Source organism: Flavonifractor sp. An4 (genome assembly GCF_002161755.1).
In the GTDB taxonomy this organism is placed as follows: domain Bacteria; phylum Bacillota; class Clostridia; order Oscillospirales; family Oscillospiraceae; genus Flavonifractor; species Flavonifractor avicola.
The window spans coordinates 15424-34464 of sequence record NZ_NFIL01000010.1 but is presented as its reverse complement, the minus strand read 5'-3'; the positions used below and the strand labels follow the sequence as shown (position 1 = coordinate 34464).

At 59.6% G+C, this 19041-nt stretch carries 19 protein-coding genes and 2 other annotated features; of the genes, 8 read left to right on the top strand and 11 right to left on the bottom strand.

Annotation, left to right across the window (positions count from 1 at the left end):
- Positions 1-55 precede the first annotated feature (55 nt).
- Together B5F94_RS06390 and pyrB are read right to left on the bottom strand one after the other, a co-directional pair.
- A complete protein-coding gene (locus B5F94_RS06390; RefSeq protein ID WP_087328830.1) occupies positions 56-2689 on the bottom strand; it encodes a valine--tRNA ligase in 2634 nt (877 codons plus the stop codon).
- 46 nt (positions 2690-2735) lie between these two features.
- Positions 2736-2948: a binding site (T-box leader), on the bottom strand.
- Between the two features lie 43 nt (positions 2949-2991).
- Positions 2992-4050, bottom strand: coding sequence for an aspartate carbamoyltransferase (gene pyrB, locus B5F94_RS06385; protein WP_087266839.1), 1059 nt, complete (start codon positions 4048-4050; stop codon positions 2992-2994).
- 202 nt (positions 4051-4252) lie between these two features.
- On the opposite strand from pyrB, the gene B5F94_RS06380 reads away from it, so the two are divergent.
- Positions 4253-4795 (top strand): putative ABC transporter permease, encoded by a 543-nt coding sequence (locus B5F94_RS06380; protein ID WP_087328828.1) that lies wholly within the window; start codon positions 4253-4255, stop codon positions 4793-4795.
- Positions 4796-4839: 44 nt separating this feature from the next.
- On the opposite strand, the gene B5F94_RS06375 is transcribed toward B5F94_RS06380, so the two are convergent.
- Positions 4840-5052 (bottom strand): hypothetical protein, encoded by a 213-nt coding sequence (locus tag B5F94_RS06375; RefSeq protein ID WP_087187718.1) that lies wholly within the window; start codon positions 5050-5052, stop codon positions 4840-4842.
- Between the two features lie 117 nt (positions 5053-5169).
- On the opposite strand from B5F94_RS06375, the gene B5F94_RS06370 reads away from it, so the two are divergent.
- The 3 genes from B5F94_RS06370 (at position 5170) to B5F94_RS06360 (ending at position 6800) form a co-directional block, all read left to right on the top strand.
- Positions 5170-5646, top strand: coding sequence for a gamma carbonic anhydrase family protein (locus tag B5F94_RS06370; protein ID WP_087328826.1), 477 nt, complete (start codon positions 5170-5172; stop codon positions 5644-5646).
- Positions 5643-6500, top strand: a complete 858-nt coding sequence (locus tag B5F94_RS06365; protein ID WP_087328824.1) for a hypothetical protein — start codon at positions 5643-5645, stop codon at positions 6498-6500. Before B5F94_RS06370 ends, B5F94_RS06365 begins: the two co-directional genes overlap by 4 nt.
- 129 nt (positions 6501-6629) lie before the next feature.
- Positions 6630-6800, top strand: coding sequence for a DUF1540 domain-containing protein (locus tag B5F94_RS06360; RefSeq protein WP_087187715.1), 171 nt, complete (start codon positions 6630-6632; stop codon positions 6798-6800).
- Positions 6801-6859: 59 nt separating this feature from the next.
- Here B5F94_RS06360 and rnfB read toward each other — a convergent pair whose 3' ends face one another.
- Genes rnfB through rsxC form a run of 6 tightly spaced genes read right to left on the bottom strand, consistent with a single transcriptional unit; the run spans position 6860 to position 12038 of the window.
- Positions 6860-7759 (bottom strand): RnfABCDGE type electron transport complex subunit B, encoded by a 900-nt coding sequence (gene rnfB / locus B5F94_RS06355; protein WP_087328874.1) that lies wholly within the window; start codon positions 7757-7759, stop codon positions 6860-6862.
- 22 nt (positions 7760-7781) lie between these two features.
- A complete protein-coding gene (gene rsxA, locus B5F94_RS06350; RefSeq protein WP_087266850.1) occupies positions 7782-8372 on the bottom strand; it encodes an electron transport complex subunit RsxA in 591 nt (196 codons plus the stop codon).
- Positions 8372-9055, bottom strand: a complete 684-nt coding sequence (rsxE, locus tag B5F94_RS06345; RefSeq protein ID WP_087187713.1) for an electron transport complex subunit RsxE — start codon at positions 9053-9055, stop codon at positions 8372-8374. The genes rsxA and rsxE overlap by 1 nt, the downstream gene beginning before the upstream one ends.
- Positions 9056-9069: 14 nt before the next feature.
- On the bottom strand, positions 9070-9627 hold the full coding sequence (locus B5F94_RS06340) for an RnfABCDGE type electron transport complex subunit G (RefSeq protein ID WP_087187712.1): 558 nt from the start codon (positions 9625-9627) through the stop codon (positions 9070-9072).
- A 3-nt stretch (positions 9628-9630) separates the two neighbouring features.
- Complete coding sequence (locus tag B5F94_RS06335; protein WP_087187711.1) at positions 9631-10695, bottom strand: RnfABCDGE type electron transport complex subunit D; 1065 nt, start codon at positions 10693-10695, stop codon at positions 9631-9633.
- Positions 10692-12038, bottom strand: a complete 1347-nt coding sequence (gene rsxC, locus B5F94_RS06330) for an electron transport complex subunit RsxC (RefSeq protein WP_087328823.1) — start codon at positions 12036-12038, stop codon at positions 10692-10694. The genes B5F94_RS06335 and rsxC overlap by 4 nt, the downstream gene beginning before the upstream one ends.
- A gap of 364 nt (positions 12039-12402) precedes the next feature.
- Positions 12403-12621, top strand: a binding site (T-box leader).
- Between the two features lie 56 nt (positions 12622-12677).
- Between rsxC and ilvB the strand changes: the two genes are divergently transcribed.
- The 3 genes from ilvB (at position 12678) to ilvC (ending at position 16101) form a co-directional block, all read left to right on the top strand.
- Positions 12678-14387 (top strand): biosynthetic-type acetolactate synthase large subunit, encoded by a 1710-nt coding sequence (gene ilvB, locus B5F94_RS06325; RefSeq protein WP_087187709.1) that lies wholly within the window; start codon positions 12678-12680, stop codon positions 14385-14387.
- Positions 14388-14401: 14 nt separating this feature from the next.
- Positions 14402-14959, top strand: a complete 558-nt coding sequence (ilvN, locus tag B5F94_RS06320) for an acetolactate synthase small subunit (protein ID WP_087187708.1) — start codon at positions 14402-14404, stop codon at positions 14957-14959.
- Between the two features lie 122 nt (positions 14960-15081).
- The gene (gene ilvC, locus B5F94_RS06315) at positions 15082-16101 is read left to right on the top strand and encodes a ketol-acid reductoisomerase (RefSeq protein ID WP_087266863.1); all 1020 of its coding nucleotides are present in this window, start codon (positions 15082-15084) and stop codon (positions 16099-16101) included.
- 51 nt (positions 16102-16152) lie between these two features.
- Here the strand turns inward: ilvC and B5F94_RS06310 are convergent, their stop codons facing one another.
- Positions 16153-17172 (bottom strand): acyltransferase family protein, encoded by a 1020-nt coding sequence (locus B5F94_RS06310; protein ID WP_158100262.1) that lies wholly within the window; start codon positions 17170-17172, stop codon positions 16153-16155.
- A gap of 151 nt (positions 17173-17323) precedes the next feature.
- Between B5F94_RS06310 and B5F94_RS06305 the strand changes: the two genes are divergently transcribed.
- Positions 17324-18259 (top strand): hypothetical protein, encoded by a 936-nt coding sequence (locus B5F94_RS06305; RefSeq protein ID WP_087328819.1) that lies wholly within the window; start codon positions 17324-17326, stop codon positions 18257-18259.
- Positions 18260-18297: 38 nt separating this feature from the next.
- On the opposite strand, the gene B5F94_RS17030 is transcribed toward B5F94_RS06305, so the two are convergent.
- Positions 18298-18969 (bottom strand): FadR/GntR family transcriptional regulator, encoded by a 672-nt coding sequence (locus tag B5F94_RS17030; RefSeq protein ID WP_087328817.1) that lies wholly within the window; start codon positions 18967-18969, stop codon positions 18298-18300.
- Positions 18970-19041: the final 72 nt, after the last annotated feature.

Here is a 19041-nt window from a genome sequence, read left to right as displayed (position 1 = left end):
GAAACGCCGCCATCCGCGTTCGATGGCGGCGTTTCTCTGTTTTTCGAGAATTTTATCAGCCCAGCGCAGCCGCAGATTCTTCCAGCTTGACCAGCAGAGCCTTCAGCTTATTCGCCCGCTCCCGCTCGGCCTCCACTACCTGGGCGGGGGCCTTGTTTACAAAGCCGGGGTTATTCAGCTTGGTCTCCAGCTTGTCCAGCTCCTTGCGGTTCTTGTCCAGCTCCTTCTGGATGCGGGCCTTCTCCTTCTCCAGATCCACCAGCTCAGCCAGGGGCAGATACAGCCGGGCCGCATGGGTGGCGATGGTCACCATACCCTGGGCGTCCACCGTATCGGTGGCCTCCACCACCTTCACGTCGCTGGCATAGGCCAGACGCTTCAGGAAGGGAGTGCCCTGGTGGAACACAGCCTGCTCCAGGGTGGAGACGGTGAGCTGCGCTTTCTTGGAGGGGGGCACGTTCATCTCGGCCCGACGGGCACGGATGGCCCGGATGGCGTCCATGATGAGCTCCATAGCCTTCTCTTCCTCGGGGAAGTCCAGGTTGGCGTGGTGCTCCGGCCACTGCTGGAGCATCAGGTAGTCGCCCTCATGGGGCAGGGCCTGCCAGATTTCCTCGGTGATGAAGGGCATAAAGGGATGGAGCAGCTTGAGGATCTGGGTGAGCACATAGCACAGCACCTGCTGAGCCCGCACCTTGGAGTCCTCGTCCTCGCCCTGGAGGCGGGTCTTGGTCAGCTCGATATACCAGTCGCAGTAGGAATCCCAGATGAAGTCGTACACCTTCTGGGCGGCCACGCCCAGCTCGTAGCGCTCCATGTTCTCCGTGATCTCGGGGATGACGCTGTTCAGCTTGGACAGGATCCACTTGTCCTCCAGCTCCAGCTTCTCAGGCAGCTCGCACTGGTCGATGGTCAGGTTCATCATCAGGAAGCGGGAAGCGTTCCAGATCTTGTTGGCAAAGTTGCGCATGGCCTCGCACCGCTCGGTGTAGAAGCGCATATCGTTTCCGGGGGAGTTGCCGGTCACCAGGTTGAAGCGCAGGGCGTCGGCGCCGTACTGGTTGGCCATCTCCAGGGGATCAATGCCGTTGCCCAGGGACTTGGACATCTTGCGGCCCTTGTCGTCCCGCACCAGACCGTGGATGAACACGGTGTGGAAGGGGGGCTTGCCGGTATGCTCACAGCCGGAGAAGATCATGCGGGCCACCCAGAAGAAGATGATGTCGTAGCCGGTGACCAGCACGTCGGTGGGATAGAAATACTTGTAGTCCTCGGTCTCCTCAGGCCAGCCCAGGGTGGAGAAGGGCCACAGGGCAGAGGAAAACCAGGTATCCAGCACGTCCTCCTCCTGCTTGATGTTGTGGGAATGGCAGTGCTCGCACTCGGTGGGATCGTCCTCGGACACGGTGATGTGGCCGCACTCCTGGCAGGTCCAGGCGGGGATCTGGTGGCCCCACCACAGCTGGCGGGAGATACACCAGTCGTGGACGTTCTCCATCCAGTTGGTGTAGATCTTGGAGAAGCGGTCGGGGACGAACTTGACCTCACCCTCGTTGACCACCCGCAGGGCCTCCTCGGCCAGGGGCTTCATCTTGACAAACCACTGGGCGGAGATGAGAGGCTCCACGTCGTTGTGGCAGCGGTAGCAGGTACCAACGTTGTGCTGGTGGGGCTCCACCTTGACCAGATACCCCTGCTCCTCCAGGTCGGCCACAATGGCCTTCCGGGCCTCGTAGCGGTCCATGCCGGAGTAGCGGCCGTAGCCCTCCACCACCTTGCCGTTGTCGTCCAGCACACGGATGGTCTCCAGGTTCTGCCGCAGGCCCACCTCAAAGTCGTTGGGGTCGTGGGCGGGAGTCATCTTCACGCAGCCGGTGCCGAACTCCATGTCCACATACTCGTCGGCCACGATGGGCATCTCACGGCCCACCAGGGGCAGAATGCACTTTTTGCCCACAATGTCCTTGTACCGCTCGTCGTTGGGGTTGACCGCCACGCCGGTGTCGCCCAGCATGGTCTCGGGCCGGGTGGTGGCCACGATAACATAGCGGCCCTCCTCCCCCTGGATGGGATAGCGGATGTGCCAGAAGTTGCCCGGCTTGTCCTGATACTCCACCTCGGCATCGGACAGGGCGGTAACGCAGTGGGGACACCAGTTGATGATGCGGGAACCCTTGTAGATCAGGCCCTTCTTGTACAGGGAGACAAACACATGGCGGACAGCCTTACTGAGGCCCTCGTCCATGGTAAACCGGGCCCGGGACCAGTCGCAGGAGGCGCCCAGCTTCTTCTGCTGCTCCACAATGCGGTTGCCGTACTTGTGCTTCCAGTCCCACACCCGCTCCAGGAATTTCTCCCGGCCCAGGTCGTAGCGGGACAGGCCCTCGTTCTTGCGCAGCTCCTCCTCCACCTTGATCTGGGTGGCGATGCCGGCGTGGTCGGTGCCGGGCACCCACAGGGCGGCGTAGCCCTGCATCCGCTTGAAGCGGATCAGGATATCCTGGAGGGTGGAGTCCATGGCATGGCCCATGTGGAGCTGGCCGGTGACGTTGGGGGGCGGCATGACGATGGTGAAGGGCTTTTTATCGGGATCACGGTGGCCCTCAAAGCAGCCGTTTTTCTCCCACATCTCGTAGACGCGGCCCTCCACCTCCTGGGGTTCATAGACCTTGGGAAGTTCTTTCTTCATCTGTTACACTCCTTTTCGGGGCAAAAAAGGTTCGCCCCAAGCTGTTGCTCAGGGCGAACCTGTTAGTCCGCGGTACCACCTGAATTTCCTCAAATGAGGACACTCATTGCCTCTGTAACGGGAGGATTCCGCCGCCCCCTACTGTGGTTCAGGGGCAGAGCTCTGGGACGACCTTCCCCCCACCGCCGGAGAGCCTTGCACCAAACCGGCCCCTCTCTGTACCTTTCGCGGGGGTACTCCTTCCCATCTTAGCCTTTGGGACATAGTATATGCACTTTTCGGGAAAATGTCAAGCCTCTGGCTTACCGCAGTTCCTTGTCGCAGTAAGCGCAGCAATCCACGCCGCCGTTCTGCTTCACCAGGGGGGGCAGGTAGTGCTCGGTCTGGGTGATGCAGTTGGGGTTGGAGCACACCGGCTTGGTGCCGATCTCCACGGCGCCGGGGCTCATACGGTCCTGATTAGCCAGGTCGGTGAGCAGCGCCATACGGGCATACATACCATAGCGGGCCTGCTCAAAGTAGACCGCCCGGGGATCGTCGTCCACGTCGATGGCGATCTCGTCCACACGGGGCAGGGGATGCATCACCAGCAGGTTCTTCCGGGCCCGGTCCAGCTTCCGGCGGGTGAGGACGTAAATGCCCTTGCAGCGCTCGTACTCCAGGGGATCCACAAAGCGCTCCCGCTGGATACGGGTCATATAGAGCACATCCAGCTGGGGAATGACGGCCTCCAGGCCGGTGACCTCAGTAAACCACATATCATTCTCCCGCATGAAGGCCCGCATATATTCGGGCACCGCCAGCTCACGGGGAGCAATGAGGAAAAACTTGATGCCCTTGAACTTAGCCAGGGCCTTGATGAGGGAGTGAACGGTACGGCCGTTCTTCAGGTCACCGCACAGGCCCACGGACAGGCCGTCCACACCGCCCCGCAGGCGGGTGATGGTGGTCAGGTCGGCGGTGGTCTGGGTGGGGTGCATATGGCCGCCGTCTCCGGCGTTGATCACCGGTACATCAGAGTAAAGAGAAGCAGCCTTGGCGGCGCCCTCCTTGGGGTTACGCATGACCACCACATCGGCGTAGCCGGACACCATCTTGATGGTGTCCTTCAGGGTCTCGCCCTTGGCGGTTGAGGTAGATTTAGGATCGGCAAAGCCGAACACGGTACCGCCCACCCGCAGCATGGCGGTCTGGAAGGAAAAGTTGGTGCGGGTAGAGGGCTCATAGAACAGGCTGGCCATCACCCGCCCCCGGCAGGCGTCCATAAAATCGGCGGGGTGGTCCATAATATCACTGCACCGCTGGTACAGGGAATCCCACTCCGCCCTTGACAGGTCTCCAAAGTCGATCAAATGCCGCATGACGCTTCATTTCCCCTTTTGAATTTTTTCTATCGTATCATATTCCCCCCCGTTCCGGCAAGAGCAGAATGGACAAATTTCCTACTTTTTTCCCACTCCTCCTTGACATCTACGCCGTTCAATCTGCCCGGCTCTGTGTAAAGACTGACAGGTATCCTTTGCTCAGGTTATGCCCACACTAAAAAGCAAAGGAGGCTATGCCATGTCGCTGTTTTGGATCTTTTTAATTTATAGCTTTGTCGGCTTTCTCATCGAGGTAGGCTATGCCCGGCTGAGTGGTGAATCCAAGCAGGACCGGAAGTGCCGCCTGCTTCTTCCCACCTGCCCGGTCTATGGGCTGGGCGCGCTGGGTCTGCTCCTGCTGCCGGAGCGTGTACGGGCCCAGCCGCTTCTGCTGTTCCCCGCCGCAGTTCTGATCTGTACGGCGGCAGAACTTCTGGCGGGTCTTTTTTATGAAAAAGTCTTTCTGGTATCCTTCTGGGATTACTCCCATTTGCCTCTGCATCTGGGCCGGCACATCTGCCTCCGCTTCTCCCTGTACTGGGGCGCATTGACTCTGGCCCTCTATTATTTGCTCCATCCAACGATTGCCTGGCTGGCTGCCGCCATTCCAACCTGGGCCACACCACCCGCTGCGGCTTTGTTGTGCGTAGATACGGTACTCACCGCCCTACTGCTGCGCCGAACACGGGATACCGGTTCTCTACGCTGGTATGTCCGGCTGTTCCGACGAAAGCCAGCGTGAAAAACGCCCCCTTTCAGATTTTTGTATCTGAAAGGGGGCGTCCCTCATGCCCGTCTCAGGTCATTCAGAGTCTCGTCAATCTTCTTCTGGGATACGTAAGCCTGGGCTACCGAGAGGATCTGCTCCAGGGTGATGGAGCGGGCAGCCCCCAGGATGGGATGCTTGAAGAGCATAGGGAACCGGCGCTGAAGCACCGCCCGGCTGCCCGGATGGTCCAGCAGCTCCCCTACTGTAATCTGATTGCGTTTGAGTTCCATGCGCTCACCTCCAACCCAGTCTATGCACCAGTGACGCAGATTTGACTTGCGGGCTGATGTGGGGCAGGCTATAATGGTGTGCATACCATATATCCGGATAAGGAGGCCCCACTTTCTATGATCCATTCTCTGGATAACCATGTTCCTCAGCTCCACCCGGAGGCCAGAATCGCCGCCAATGCCACCCTTGTGGGCAAGGTATCTGTCGGCCCCGCTGCCAGCATCTGGTACGGCGCAGTTCTGCGGGGCGATGAGTGCTCCATCCGCCTGGGCGCAGGCTCCAACGTGCAGGACCAGGCGGTGGTCCACGGCGACCCGGACTTTCCCACTGTCATCGGCCGGGATGTAACTGTAGGCCACGGCGCCATCCTGCTCAACGGCTGCGTCATCGGTGCAGGCAGTCTGGTGGCGGCCGGGGCGCTGGTCACCCAGAACACGGTAATCCCGCCAGGCAGCCTGGTGATGGGTTCCCCTGCCAAAGCGGTCCGGCCCCTGCGCCCGGATGAGCAGGAATCCCTGCCCCACTCCGCCCAGCTCTATCGGGAGCTGTCTGCGGCCCAACTTCCCGCTGTCGGTCAGGAGGTAACAACATGAAAAAAGAGCATCACCCCAAGGGACAGCGCCGACAGGCGCTGAAAGAAGAGGTAAAGGCCAAACCCGGTGTGACCGCAGTCTATATCATTCTCCGGGCCCTGGTTATTGTGGCCATCGTGGCCCAGTCCTTCAAGGGTAATTTTGAGAACGTGTTTCTGTGTGTTCTCACCCTGTTTCTCTTTACGCTGCCTTCCTTCCTGGAGCGCACCATTCGTGTGGAGATTCCGGACACGCTGGAAATTATCATCTTACTTTTCATCTTTGCCGCAGAAATCCTTGGTGAGATCCAAGCCTACTACATCCAGTATCCCTACTGGGACACCATGCTTCATACCCTCAACGGTTTCCTGTGCGCTGCCATCGGCTTCTCTCTGCTGGACATCCTCAACCGGAATGAAAAACTAAAATTCAGCCTCTCTCCGGTCTATCTGGCTGTGGTAGCCTTTTGCTTCTCTATGACCATCGGCGTGCTTTGGGAGTTCTTTGAGTTCTCGATGGACCAGCTCTTCCTGCTGGATATGCAGAAGGATACCGTGGTCAATTCCATTGGCTCGGTGATGCTGGACCCCACCGGAGGCAATCACCCTGTCTCCATCAAACATATTACAGATGTGATTGTGGTCACTGCCGACGGCGCCCAGCAATCTCTGGGGCTGGGCGGCTATCTGGACATCGGCATTATCGACACTATGAAGGATCTGTTCGTGAATTTTATTGGCGCTGTGGTCTTTTCCACCATCGGCTTCTTTTATGTGAAAAACCGCGGCAAGGGCAAATTTGCTCCCCAGTTTATCCCCACTGTGGTGGACGATGTGGAAACAACGGCAGATCAGGACGATCCCGCACAGGATTAAGCTGCCTTTACTCCTCTGTTTTTCCACCTCCTCTCCCCTTTTGGCAGATTTTTTTACTACATACCTGCATAGAGTTCCTCCATTCCGCCCATACTAGGAGCGTACCACGGTAACAAGGAGGAATTTGCAATGAACCAGACCCCTAACAACAGCATCAAGTGCTCCGTCACCAACTGTGCCCATCACTGCGGCGGCCAGAACTACTGCACCCTGAATGAGATCAAGGTCGGCTGCTGCGAGCCCAACGCCACCAAGTGCGCCTCCACCGAGTGCGCCTCCTTCCAGCTGGGCCAGCACTAAGCACCTGAGCAACAAAAAACAGGACCTGCGAAAGCAGGTCCTGTTTTTTGTATTTGGAATTACTCCTTGGGCTCGGCAGGGGCCTCGGCCTTGGGAGCCTCCGCCTTGGGGGCGGCAGCAGCAGGGGCAGCCTTGGGCGCCGCAGGCTTGACCTCGGGCACCTTGCCATCCACAATGATCAGCTTGCGGGGGCACTTCTGAGCGCAGATGCCGCAGCCAATGCACTTCTCGTAGTCGATGACGGCCAGGTTGTTGACCATGGTGATGGCCTCCCTGGGGCAGTTCTTCATGCACAGAGAACAGCCGATACAGCCGTTGTCGCATACCTTCCGGGCGTCCGCGCCCTTGTCGTGAGAGGAGCATGGAATGGTGACGTGACGCTTGGTCTTGTAGGGCTCCAGAGCGATGATGTGGCGGGGGCACACGTCCACGCACTTGCTACAGGACTTACACTTCTCCTCGTCCACCTTGGCCACGCCGTCAACAACGTGGATCGCGTCAAAGGGGCAGACCTTCTCACAGGAGCCCAAACCCAGACAGCCGTAGGAGCAGCCCAGATCACCGCCGCCGGGCAGCTTGGAAGCGGCCACGCAGTCGTGGAGGCCCACATAGTTGTACTGCTTGTAGTTCTGACCGCAGCCGGTGCAGTGAACCTGAGCGATCATCTTGACAGCAGCGCCGGCAGATACGCCCATAATCTCACCGATCTGAGCGGCGACAGCCTCGCCGCCGGCGGCGCAGGCATTGACAGGGGCTTTGCCCTTGGCCACAGCGGCAGCATAACCGGAGCAGCCGGGGAAGCCGCAGCCGCCGCAGTTGGCGCCGGGCAGACAGGCCAGCACAGCCTCCTCCTTGGGGTCCACCTCAACAGCGAACACCTTGGCGGCGATGGCCAGCACCAGGCCGAAGATGGCGCCCAGCACAGCCAGGACCACAACGGCAAAGATAACAGTATTCATATCCATGATTCATCCGCCTCCCTTAACCAAAGACCTTCAGACCGGAGAAGCCCATGAAGGCCAGGGCCACCAAGCCGGCGGCCATCAGGGCAATGGGGAAGCCCTCAAAGGCCTTGGGACACTTGGAGAACTCCATCCGCTCACGGATGGAGGCGAAGATCACGATGACCAGCAGGAAGCCGATACCGCCAGTGACGCCGTATACCACGCTGGTAATAAAATCGTAGCTGTTCTGGGTGTTCTGCAGCACCACGCCCAGCACGGCGCAGTTGGTGGTAATCAGGGGCAGGTACACGCCCAGGGCTTCATAGAGGGAGGGCATGGACTTCTTCAGGAACATCTCAATGAACTGCACCAGGGCGGCGATGACCAGGATGTAGGTCACAGTCTGCATGAAGGTCAGCCCCAGAGGCACCAGAATCAGCTCATTGATGGGCCAGCAGATAGCGGAAGCCAGACCCATGACGAAGATGACCGCCAGGCCCATGCCGGAGGCCGTCTCCACCTTCTTGGACACGCCCATAAAGGGGCAGATGCCCAGGAACTGAGCCACGATAAAGTTATTGACCAGGATGGCGCCAAGGGCCACGGTAAACAGGTTTGCCCAATCCATTACTTGGCCACCTCCTCAGCCTTTTTCTCGCCCTTCTTGGGCTTGTTCAGGATGTACTGCATGGCAGCGATAAGCACGGCCAGCGTGATAAAGCCGCCCACGGGGAGAATCATGCCCAGAGCGGGGATGCCCTCGGGCAGGATGCGAATGCCGGCGGCGGTACCCAGGCCGAAGACCAGGTTGCCGTCCTTGCCGATCTCCAGCAGGCCGCCCATGATCGTGCCATTGCCCAGGAACTCACGGATAACACACATGATTACCAGGATCATGGTATAGCCCAGGCCCTGGAAGATACCGTCCATGGCGGAAGCACCGATGCCGTTCTTGTAGGCGAAGGACTCGGCCCGACCCAGAATGATACAGTTTACCACGATCAGGGGGATAAACAGACCCAGGCTGGCCGACAGGGCAGGTACGAATGCCTGGAGCATCAGGTCCACGATGGTCACGAAACCGGCAATGACCACGATGAAGCAGGCAATACGGATATTGTTTGGAATAATCTTACGCAGAGCAGCGATAATGATATTAGCCAGGGTCAGGATCACCAGCACAGACACACCCATGCCTAGTCCGTTGAACAGGGTGGTGGTGATGGCCATGGTGGAACACATACCCAGCAGCTGGACGGTAACGGGGTTCTGATAGAACAGACCGTCCATCAGTTGTTTTCTTGCATTCATGGTTCGTTCCCTCCTTAACCCATGCTGGCCGCGGCGGCAATAGCGGAGGAAACCGCCTCGCATACGCCTCGGGAGGTGATGGTGGCGCCGGTGAGCGCGTCGATGGTGCCACCATCCTTGGTCACATTGACCTCACCAGTGGCACCAACGAACTGGGCACGGAAATCCTCCTTGCTGGCGTTGGAACCCAGGCCGGAGGTCTCGCCGGTCTTAACGATGGACACACCGGAGCAGGCTCCGGTGGCGTCCACGCCCACCATGATGGTCAGGTTGCCGCTGAAGGAAGTGGCGGGCTTGACCTGCACCACATAGCCAGCGTCGCCGGCGCTGTAGACGTCTTCCACGGTAGCGTCGCCGCCGGTGTACTGATCGGTAACCTTCTCATAGCTGTCGGCAGGCAGCACGGCAGCCATGGCCTCCTGGGTGGTCTTTTCGTTATTGGCCGCAATGTAGGGCTTGGTGACCTCGTTGGTCAGGCCCAGCAGCAGAGCGGTAACGGCGCAGATGGCAAAGAGCACAATGACAAGGGTCGCCATGCCGGGCTCTTTCTTCTTGGTTACAGTTTCGCTCATGGTTTAGCCCTCCTTCCCGGCTTTTTGGGCGGCCTTGGCGGCAGCCTTCATTTCCTTGGTGACGCCGTAGCGGTTGGGCTTACCCACCTTATCGATGAGCCACACGCAGCAGTTCATGATCAGGATGGAGTAGGATACGCCCTCGGGATAGCCGCCGAAGTAGCGGATAAACACGGTGAGCAGGCCGCAGCCAATGCCGAAGATGACCTCGCCCTTCTTGGTGACGGGGCTGGTCACGTAGTCGGTAGCCATGAAGAAGGCGCCCAGCATCAGGCCGCCGGTGCACAGTTGATAGAGCATCCAGGTCAGCCGGTCATTGCCGCCCATGGGGAAGGCAAAGGTGAGTACGGCCACGGTGGCGATGTAGGCCACAGGGATACGAGCGCGGATGACGCCCCGCCAGATCAGGTACAGGCCGCCCAGCAGCAGCATGAGCGCGGAGATCTCACCAATACAGCCCATCTTGTTGCCCACAAAGGCATCCAGCAGGGAAACATCGGTGGGCAGCAGGCCCTTGTGCATGAAATCGGCGGACAGGGGGGTGGCGCCGGAAACGATGTCGGCGCCGGCCATGGTGGTAGTGCCACCCAGTAGGTCAGGCCAGTACTGCGTACCGATGCCCTGGGGTGCCCAGGTGGTCATGGCTACAGGATAGCACAGCATCAGGAAGGCGCGGCCGCCCAGGGCGGGGTTCATAAAGTTCTGGCCCAGGCCGCCGAAGAGCTGCTTGACCACCACGATGGCGAAGAAATCGCCGATGATCAGCATCCAGTAAGGCAGAGTGGGGGCGCACACGAAGGCCAGCAGCACGCCGGTAACGGCAGCGGACAGGTCCTTGTTGGCGCAGGACTTCTTCATCAGCTTGCGGTAGCCCCACTCAAAGAACTCGCAGGCCACCACAGAGATCAGAGTGGCAACGAGAGCACGGGGGCCGAAGAACACCACGCCCATGACCAGGGCGGGCACCAGCGCGATGAGCACATCGCGCATCAGGTTCTGGGTATCGATGGGGGAGGCCACGTGGGGGGACGAGGCCACCGTCAGATTCAGCTTCTTTTCCTCATTCATGCTTTGGCCGCCTCCTTTGCCGCTTTTTCCTTGGCCGCCAGATTCCGCAGCTCACCCTTGGTCACGCGGAAGGACTGGACCAGATGGATGCGGGCGGGGCAGATGTAGTTGCAGGAACCGCACTCGATGCAGTCCATGACGTTGAGGGCCTCCGCCTCTTTCCACATACCTTTCTCGGCATACAGGTGCATATACACGGGAGTCAGGTGCATGGGGCAGACGTTGACGCAGCGGCCGCAGCGCAGGCAGACCTCTTCCTCCACCACGGGAGCGGCCTCGTGCTTGGTGAGGCAGAGCACGGCGTTGGTGCCCTTGATGCAGGTCACGTTCAGGTCGTACTGAGCGATACCCATCATGGGGCCGCCGGTGAGGATGCGCTCAGGCTCCTCCTTGAAGCCCTTGGCCTCGTTGATGAGCTCCTGGAAGGACACGCCCAGGGGCACCATCAGGTTCTTGGGCTCCTGGATGGCGTCGCCGGTGACGGTGATGACGCGGTGGGTAACAGGCTTGCCCTCTACCACGGCGTCATACACGGCGGCAGCGGTGCCCACGTTGAACACGGCGCAGCCCACATGGGCGGGCAGGCCTCCGGGAGGCACCTCACGACCGGTGATGCGCTGGATCAGCTGCTTCTCAGCACCCTGGGGGTACCGGGTCCGCAGAGACTCCACAGTGATGTCACCCTTGCCGCCCACCAGAGCACGCAGGTGCTCGATGGCATCCTCCTTGTTGGCCTCCACACCGATCACGCCGCTCTTGAGGCCGAAGGCCTGCATGAGGATGCGCAGACCGCCTACAACCTTCTCACCATGTTCCAGCATGAGGCGATGGTCGGCGGTGATGTAGGGCTCACACTCGGCGCCGTTGAGGATCACGGTGTCCACCTTGCCAATACCCGAGCTGATCTTCACATGGGTGGGGAAGCCGGCGCCGCCCATACCGGTAAGGCCAGCCTCCTTCACAATGTTGACGATCTCATCGGTGCTCAGCTTGGTGTAATCGAGATGGGGAACGAGCTCGGAGCCCCAGGTATCCTGGAAGTCGTTCTCGATCACCACCGACATACACTTGCCGCCGCCCACATAGGGACGGGGCTCCACCGCCTTGACCTCGCCGGAGACCGAAGCGTGGATGGGGGCGCCCAGACCGGCGATCTCGCCGATCTTCTGACCCACCTTAACGTGATCGCCCACAGCAACGATGGGCTTACAGGGAGCACCGATATGCATGGACATAGCGATGACCACCTGCTTGGGAGCAGCGCTCAGAGGCGCTATCTCCTTGTGGCGTGCCAGCTCCTTCCGGTCATGGGGATGCACGCCGCCGTAAAAGCTTTGCTTCATAGGTCCACCTCGCAAATCTGACCCACACACGGGCCATTTTTCTGAGTTGTTTGACCGGTATCTCAAACAGAATTATCATATCGCAAAGCACACAAATTGTCCAGTTAAAACCGTCAAATTTCTCACCGTTTTTTCATTTAAACTCACCAGTTTTATCAAAAAGCTGAATTCTTCCTTGCTTTTCCTCCTTTTTGAAAAACTATACCAGCCAGTTTTCCAATTGGCGGAACCGTGGATTCTGTCCCCCTGCCACGGTACTTTACTTGTTTAAAATGCAGAAGTTTCAAATGGCAGATTGACAAAACCCACCGGGAAAGCTATGATTATACCTACAACTTGCAGTTCATCCTCTGGGATGGACGCTTCAAATGCGATGACCGGGACAGTACGGGCGGCGCATAAGCGCAGAGAGGGAGCGGTTGGTGTAAGCTCCCGTGAGGCCGCATCGGAAGGTCACCCGGGAGCGGCTCCGCCGAAGGCAGTAGGCGGGGACGGTTACCCTCCGTTACCGGGGCATGAGTGCGCGGGTATGCCCGCGAAGTTAGGTGGTACCACGGAGTGTTATGGCGGCTTCGTCCTATGGGACGAAGCCGCCATGTTGTTTTTCTCCCATACCAGCCAAAGGAGGTCTTTTCCACCATGAGAATGAAAACAGCCCAGATCCTGATGGAATGTCTGCTGGAGCAGGGGGTGGATACCGTATTCGGTTACCCCGGCGGCACCATTCTAAATGTATACGACGAGTTCGAGCTGCACGGCTATAAGGATAAGATCCGTCACATCCTCACCGCCCACGAACAGGGCGCCTCCCACGCCGCTGACGGCTATGCCCGGGCTACCGGCAAGGTGGGTGTGTGTTTCGCCACCTCCGGCCCCGGCGCCACCAACCTGACCACCGGCATTGCCACCGCCTACTACGACTCCTCCCCCGTGGTGTTCATTACCTGTAATGTCAGCGAGAACCTGATCGGCAAGGACTCCTTCCAGGAGGTGGATATCACCGGTATCTCCATGCCCATCACCAAGTGCAACTACCTGGTGAAGGACCCCAACCAGCTGGCCGACGTGATCCGTGAGGCCTTTGCCATTGCCCGCACCGGCCGCCCCGGTCCGGTTCTGGTGGACATCGCCAAGAACGTCACCGCCGCTGAGGCGGAGTATGAGCCCCTGCCCCTGTCTGAGCACCCCAACCACGGCCGTCTGGCCGCCATGCTCCGCCGGGCCAGCCACGAGCTGAAGGCTCCCGAGCCCGACGCCGGCGACATCCAGACCCTGCTGGACATGATCGAGGAGGCCCGCCGTCCCCTGGTGCTGGTGGGTGGCGGCGTGATCCGCTCCAAGGGCGCTGTGCCTCAGTTCCGGAAATTCATTGAGACCCTCAATGCCCCGGTGGCCTCCACCATTATGGGCGGCGGTGCCTGCCCCGGTGACCACCCGCTGTTCACCGGCATGATCGGAATGCACGGCTCCCACGCCTCCAACCACGCCAGCGATCAGTGCGACCTGCTCATCGCCATTGGCTGCCGCTTCTCCGACCGGGTGGCCACCGACCCCGCCACCTTCGCCCCCAACGCCAAAATCGTCCACATCGATATTGACCGCGCCGAGATCGATAAGAACGTGGTCACCGACCACCACATCATCGGCGACGCCCGTCGGGTGCTGGAACTGCTCAACACCAAGCTGCCCGCCCACGACTATCCCGAGTGGAAGGAGTGGGTGTTCTCCCACAAGGAGATCCCCCTGAAGAAGGACGACATTCTCCACCCCCATGAGATTCTGGAGACCATTCAGGCGGTCACCGACGGGGACGCCATCATCACCACCGACGTGGGCCAGCACCAGATGTGGTGCGCCCAGTACTACCACTTCTCCCGCCCCGGCCAGCTGATCACCTCCGGCGGCTTCGGCACCATGGGCTTCGGCCTGGGTGCCGCCATGGGCGCCGCCGTGGGCAACCCGGGCAAGGTGGTGGTCCAGTGTACCGGCGACGGCTGCTTCCGCATGAACTGCCATGAGCTGTGTACCGCCGAGCACTATAACATCCCGGTGATCACCGTGATCTTCAACAACCGGACCCTGGGTATGGTACGCCAGTGGCAGAACCTGATCTACCACAAACGTTTCTCCCAGACCGATCTGGACCGGGGCCCCGACTTTGTGAAGCTGGCGGAGGCCTACGGCATCCAGGGTGAGCGTGCAGCCACCCAGCCGGAATTTGAGGCCGCTTTCCGCCGTGCCGTGGCCTCCGGCCGTCCCTATGTGATCGAGTGCGCCATCGACAAGGACGCCATGGTCCATCCCATGATCTCCGCCGGTACGCCGGTCACTGACTTCATTCTGGACTAAGGAGGGTGTGGAATATGAATGAAATGAATGCCACCCGCCGCACCCTTTCGGTGCTGGTAGAAAACGCCGCCGGCGTCCTGTCCCAGGTCTCCCGGCTGTTCTCCCGAAAGGGCTATAACATCGAGTCTCTGGCCGTGGGCACCACCGACGATCCCACGGTGTCCCGTATCACCATCGAGGTGTGGGCCGACGCCCCCATGATCGAGCAGATCATGAACCAGCTGCGTAAGCAGTATCCCGTCTACTCCGTGCAGGAGCTGAAGCCGGAGCGTTCCATCCGCCGTGAGCTGGTGATGTTCAAGGTGAAGGCGGAGACCCACGACATCCGCAACGAGGTCATCCAGATCGCCAACATTTTCCGGGCCTCCATCATCGACGTATCTCTGAAATCCCTGACCCTGGCCCTCATCGGCGACGAGACCAAGGCGGAGGCCATGCAGAAGCTGCTGGAGGCCTTCGGCATCCTGGAGCTGGTCCGCACCGGCATGGTCGCGCTCGAGAGAGGCGCCTACACCATTGAGGATGAGACCAAGGAACAGACTGAGTTTAATCTGGGCAAAAATTTCCTGTGATCTTTTGGTCCACTCCAAAAAACGTTCTGAGATTGTATCACACTTATCATTCTTTTCTGCCCCGCTGTGTTATCATCGTGGACAAGAAAAAAACCTTCATTTGACAAAGGAGTGCAAAGACTATGGCTAAGATGTATTACGAGAAGGACTGTGATCTGTCCTACCTGAACGGCAAGAAGATCGCCATCATCGGCTACGGCTCTCAGGGCCACGCCCACGCCATGAACCTGAAGGATTCCGGCTGCGATGTGTGCGTTGGCCTGCGTGAGGGTTCCAAGAGCTGGGCCAAGGCCGAGCAGGCCGGGCTCCAGGTCAAAACCGTTGCTGAGGCCGCTCAGTGGGGCGACATTGTGATGATCCTCATCAACGACGAGGTTCAGGCTGAGGTTTACAAGAAGGATATCGCCCCCTACATGACCGAGGGCAAGGCCCTGGCTTTCGCCCACGGCTTCAACATCCGCTATCAGCAGATCGTGCCTCCCGCCGGCGTGGATGTGTTCATGGCTGCCCCCAAGGGCCCCGGCCACACCGTCCGCTCCACCTACGTCAACGGCAAGGGCGTGCCCTGCCTGGTGGCCGTGGAGCAGAACGCCACCGGCAACGCCTATAAGATCGCCCTGGCCTACATCGCCGGTATCGGCGGCGCCCGCGCCGGTGTGATGGAGACTACCTTCCACGACGAGACCGAGACCGACCTGTTCGGTGAGCAGGCTGTGCTGTGCGGCGGCGTAGTGGATCTGATGAAGTGCGGCTTCGAGACCCTGGTGGAGGCCGGTTACGAGCCCGAGAACGCCTACTTCGAGTGCATCCACGAGATGAAGCTCATCATCGACCTGATCAACAAGGGCGGCGTGGCTGCCATGAACTACTCCATCTCCGACACCGCCGAGTACGGCGAATATGTGTCCGGTCCCCGGGTGCTGCCCTACGAGGAGACCAAGAAGAACATGAAGGCCGTGCTGGCCGACATCCAGGACGGCACCTTCGCCGGCAAGTGGATCGCCGAGAATAAGAACGGCCGTACCTTCTTCAACTCCAAGCGTGCCGCCCTCAAGAAGCACCAGATGGAGATCGTGGGCGAGGAGCTGCGCAAGAACATGATCTGGGGCGGCGACACCGACCTGGACACCGCTTCCAACTAATTGCAATATAAAAAAGGTGGCCCTCCGGCTGGAGGGCCACCTTTTTTATACTCAGGATGCAAACCGCCTCATGAGCCGCTCCAGTACCCGGTGGAGCAGCACACCCAAAGCGATATTAAAGGTATAGGCAATGAGGTAGAAGCCGATGTGTTTGGGATCATAGTCCAGCCAGGGCGCCAGTAGGTCAAACTCCCGGGTGATCACCACGTTGAGCAGGTAGATCTCCAGGCTGCTCCCCCCCACCAGACGCAGGAAGGCAGGGACCCACCGTCCGGGGTACCAGTGCAGCACTCTACCCAGAAGTAGGCAGACAGGCATCACACCCACCACAACCGCCAGAATCAGGGGGAAGATCACCGGCTGGACCAGCCAGCCGGCCACAACTGCCAGTGCCAGAACAGCTGAAGTCACCCACACCGCCAGGTGCCGAGCATTGAGTTTTTTGCCCTCCATCACATAGGAGCCCACCAGAAAGCCCATGGCAAAATCGGGAATACGCAGCAGAAAATCCGGCAGATACAGCAGCCCGGCCCCCCAGGTTACCCGATAGAGCAGGTAGCTGATCAGATAGATGAACAGGGTCAGCCACTCTTTATGGGCGCAGCGGCGGAACAGCTTGAAATAGAACGGTGCCGCCAGATAGAACGCCAGGATGGCGGAGATATACCAGTTGAACCCCTCCGGCACATTCAGCCAGTAGGATAAGGTGGACAGATTCCAGAAGATCACATCAGGAGTGATCCGCCCGGCCGCGGCCAGAGCCACACTGTAGATCCCCACCACCAGCCAGAAGGCGGGCAGCAGCCGCCGCAGCCGTCGGCCTAGATAGCGCCCGTAGGACTCCTGTTCCCGCCGGGCCAGGGAGCAGCAGATTCCCATGCCGGAGAGCACCAGAAAGATGTCCACCCCTGCAAACCCCATGGACCGAAACAATTTGAAAGGCAGGAAGGCCACGTTCAGCTCATAGGCGTGGAAGAGCATGACATACAGCATGGCAATCCCCATCAGCTCTCCCCGGTAGCGGCTCAGCAGCCCATAGCCGCCAACTTCCCTGCCGTTTTCGTCGATCACCTGTCCACCCCCTTTTATCGTGGTTTCATTATAGGTGGCTCCTTCTCTTCCGTCAATCCCCCCAAACACCACTATGCTCCCAGCACATTGTAGACTCCCTCCCCTCATGCTATAGTACAGGTGTATATAATCTGATGAGGAGGAAAATGCAATGAAATGTCACCGGCTGCTGCCTGGCGCCCTGGCTCTGGCACTCTCTGTCTCTCTGTGCGCCTGCGGCGGAGCGCCTGACAGTCCTTCCGCCGCACCGGCCCAGACGCTGGAAGAACTGACCGCTGGCCAGACCATCACATCAGAAACCGCTGAGCTCACCCTGAAAGGGGTGGTCATTCTGGACGCAGTGGTGGATGAAAATATCAGTCTGGATGCCAAGGATGACAGCGATTACCTGTGCGCTATCTACAACATCAAAAATACCGGCGCCACGGAGGACGATCTTATCCCGGAAACCGTACTCTCCAATAAGGTATTTTACCAGGGGAAATATGAATATACGGAATTTGATCAGGATATCGCGGGCAACGGCAACGCCTATGCCGGCCATACCCCCCTGCCGCCGCTGCGGGATTTCACCCTGTACTGCATTGTTGAGATCCCGCCGGAGGCCTCCGAGCATCCGGAAGAGCTGGTACTGACCACTACTCTGGCCGGAACCGCCTATCAGACCGCTGAAGTCCAGAACGCTGTGATATTCCAGCAGGAAGCCCTGGAGGCGGTAGGTGCGTTCACCAGCGGTATCCACGAGTTCTTCCAGACCATCAACTTCACCATCAGTTTTGATACGGAGCCCTATCGGGAGGCCTATCGCGCCGCCCAGGCTTCCTACGATCAGGTGAAGGATGCTCTGTCCCAGCTGACGCCCCCTCCCTACTATCAGGAGGGCTATGACGCCCTGATGGAAGTCGCTGCACAGTGGGAGGAATTCCTTACTCCGGTATGCGCTCTGCTGGATGCCTCCGACCAGGAATTTGCCCAGGCCATGTCTGATTCCGGCGACAATTTCGATGCGGAGGCCTTTGACCAGCGCATTGATCTGATCCAAACTTCCATGCCCTTCCTGATGGACACGGACCTTCGGAGTCTGTGACCCAACGCCTTGCGCGGCCCCCGTCTGGGGGCCGCTTTTTATAGCCCCATCACATCCATGGAGTGGCGCATATGGATGGCCATGGCATAGCCCGCGCCCTCCCCGTCCCGCTTGCGGAAAAACTCCATCAGCAGAGCATGGTCCCGGCACGTGTCTTCAGCCAGCTGCTCCTGGTGCTCCCCCGCCGTCAGAGCGGCGGACACCGCCTGATCGATGAGAGGAAGCAACCGCACCAGAAACTCATTGTGGGCACCCCGGACAATGGCGGCGTGAAAGGCCCGGTCGGCCTGGGTTCGGTCCTCCCCCGCCCGGATGCACCGCTCTACTTCCTCTCCCCGGGCCAGGATATTTGCCAGTTCCTCCTCTGTAGCCCGCTGACAGGCCAGGGCGGCAGCCCTGGGCTCAAAAATGGAGCGCAGCTCAAACAGGTCCCGCAGCTGCCCCCGTACCCGCTCCAGGCTGGAGAAGCCGAAGTCGTCCATCTCCTCCACCGCCGCCGACACAAAGGTGCCCTTGCCCCGGCGCACCTCCAGCACCCCCTGGGCAGTCAGGGTGCGGATGGCCTCCCGCAGGGTGGCCCGGCTCACCCCCAGCTCCCCGGCCAGCTCCACCTCGTTGGGCAGCTTCTCCCCCGGCTTAAGTCCCTTCTCCACCACGATACGACTGTATAGCCCCTCTGCCGTCTGCTGGGCCAAACTTTTTTTCTCCATACCCTACTTCCCTTCCGGTCAGTTCTTGACAGTTCTCCTTCTATCATATAGTATATAGTCAGACAATGCAAG

What these genes read in the sequence shown, in the direction of transcription:
- rsxC (WP_087328823.1), bottom strand. Translation starts at nt 12,038, where the DNA reads ATGAAGCAAAGCTTTTACGGCGGCGTGCATCCCCATGACCGGAAGGAG.
- B5F94_RS06380 (WP_087328828.1), top strand. Translation starts at nt 4,253, where the DNA reads ATGTCGCTGTTTTGGATCTTTTTAATTTATAGCTTTGTCGGCTTTCTC.
- rnfB (WP_087328874.1), bottom strand. Translation starts at nt 7,759, where the DNA reads ATGAATACTGTTATCTTTGCCGTTGTGGTCCTGGCTGTGCTGGGCGCC.
- pyrB (WP_087266839.1), bottom strand. Translation starts at nt 4,050, where the DNA reads ATGCGGCATTTGATCGACTTTGGAGACCTGTCAAGGGCGGAGTGGGAT.
- B5F94_RS06335 (WP_087187711.1), bottom strand. Translation starts at nt 10,695, where the DNA reads ATGAATGAGGAAAAGAAGCTGAATCTGACGGTGGCCTCGTCCCCCCAC.
- ilvN (WP_087187708.1), top strand. Translation starts at nt 14,402, where the DNA reads ATGAATGAAATGAATGCCACCCGCCGCACCCTTTCGGTGCTGGTAGAA.
- B5F94_RS06340 (WP_087187712.1), bottom strand. Translation starts at nt 9,627, where the DNA reads ATGAGCGAAACTGTAACCAAGAAGAAAGAGCCCGGCATGGCGACCCTT.
- B5F94_RS06375 (WP_087187718.1), bottom strand. Translation starts at nt 5,052, where the DNA reads ATGGAACTCAAACGCAATCAGATTACAGTAGGGGAGCTGCTGGACCAT.
- B5F94_RS06365 (WP_087328824.1), top strand. Translation starts at nt 5,643, where the DNA reads ATGAAAAAAGAGCATCACCCCAAGGGACAGCGCCGACAGGCGCTGAAA.
- B5F94_RS17030 (WP_087328817.1), bottom strand. Translation starts at nt 18,969, where the DNA reads ATGGAGAAAAAAAGTTTGGCCCAGCAGACGGCAGAGGGGCTATACAGT.
- B5F94_RS06360 (WP_087187715.1), top strand. Translation starts at nt 6,630, where the DNA reads ATGAACCAGACCCCTAACAACAGCATCAAGTGCTCCGTCACCAACTGT.
- ilvC (WP_087266863.1), top strand. Translation starts at nt 15,082, where the DNA reads ATGGCTAAGATGTATTACGAGAAGGACTGTGATCTGTCCTACCTGAAC.
- B5F94_RS06370 (WP_087328826.1), top strand. Translation starts at nt 5,170, where the DNA reads ATGATCCATTCTCTGGATAACCATGTTCCTCAGCTCCACCCGGAGGCC.
- rsxE (WP_087187713.1), bottom strand. Translation starts at nt 9,055, where the DNA reads ATGAATGCAAGAAAACAACTGATGGACGGTCTGTTCTATCAGAACCCC.
- B5F94_RS06390 (WP_087328830.1), bottom strand. Translation starts at nt 2,689, where the DNA reads ATGAAGAAAGAACTTCCCAAGGTCTATGAACCCCAGGAGGTGGAGGGC.
- ilvB (WP_087187709.1), top strand. Translation starts at nt 12,678, where the DNA reads ATGAGAATGAAAACAGCCCAGATCCTGATGGAATGTCTGCTGGAGCAG.
- rsxA (WP_087266850.1), bottom strand. Translation starts at nt 8,372, where the DNA reads ATGGATTGGGCAAACCTGTTTACCGTGGCCCTTGGCGCCATCCTGGTC.
- B5F94_RS06305 (WP_087328819.1), top strand. Translation starts at nt 17,324, where the DNA reads ATGAAATGTCACCGGCTGCTGCCTGGCGCCCTGGCTCTGGCACTCTCT.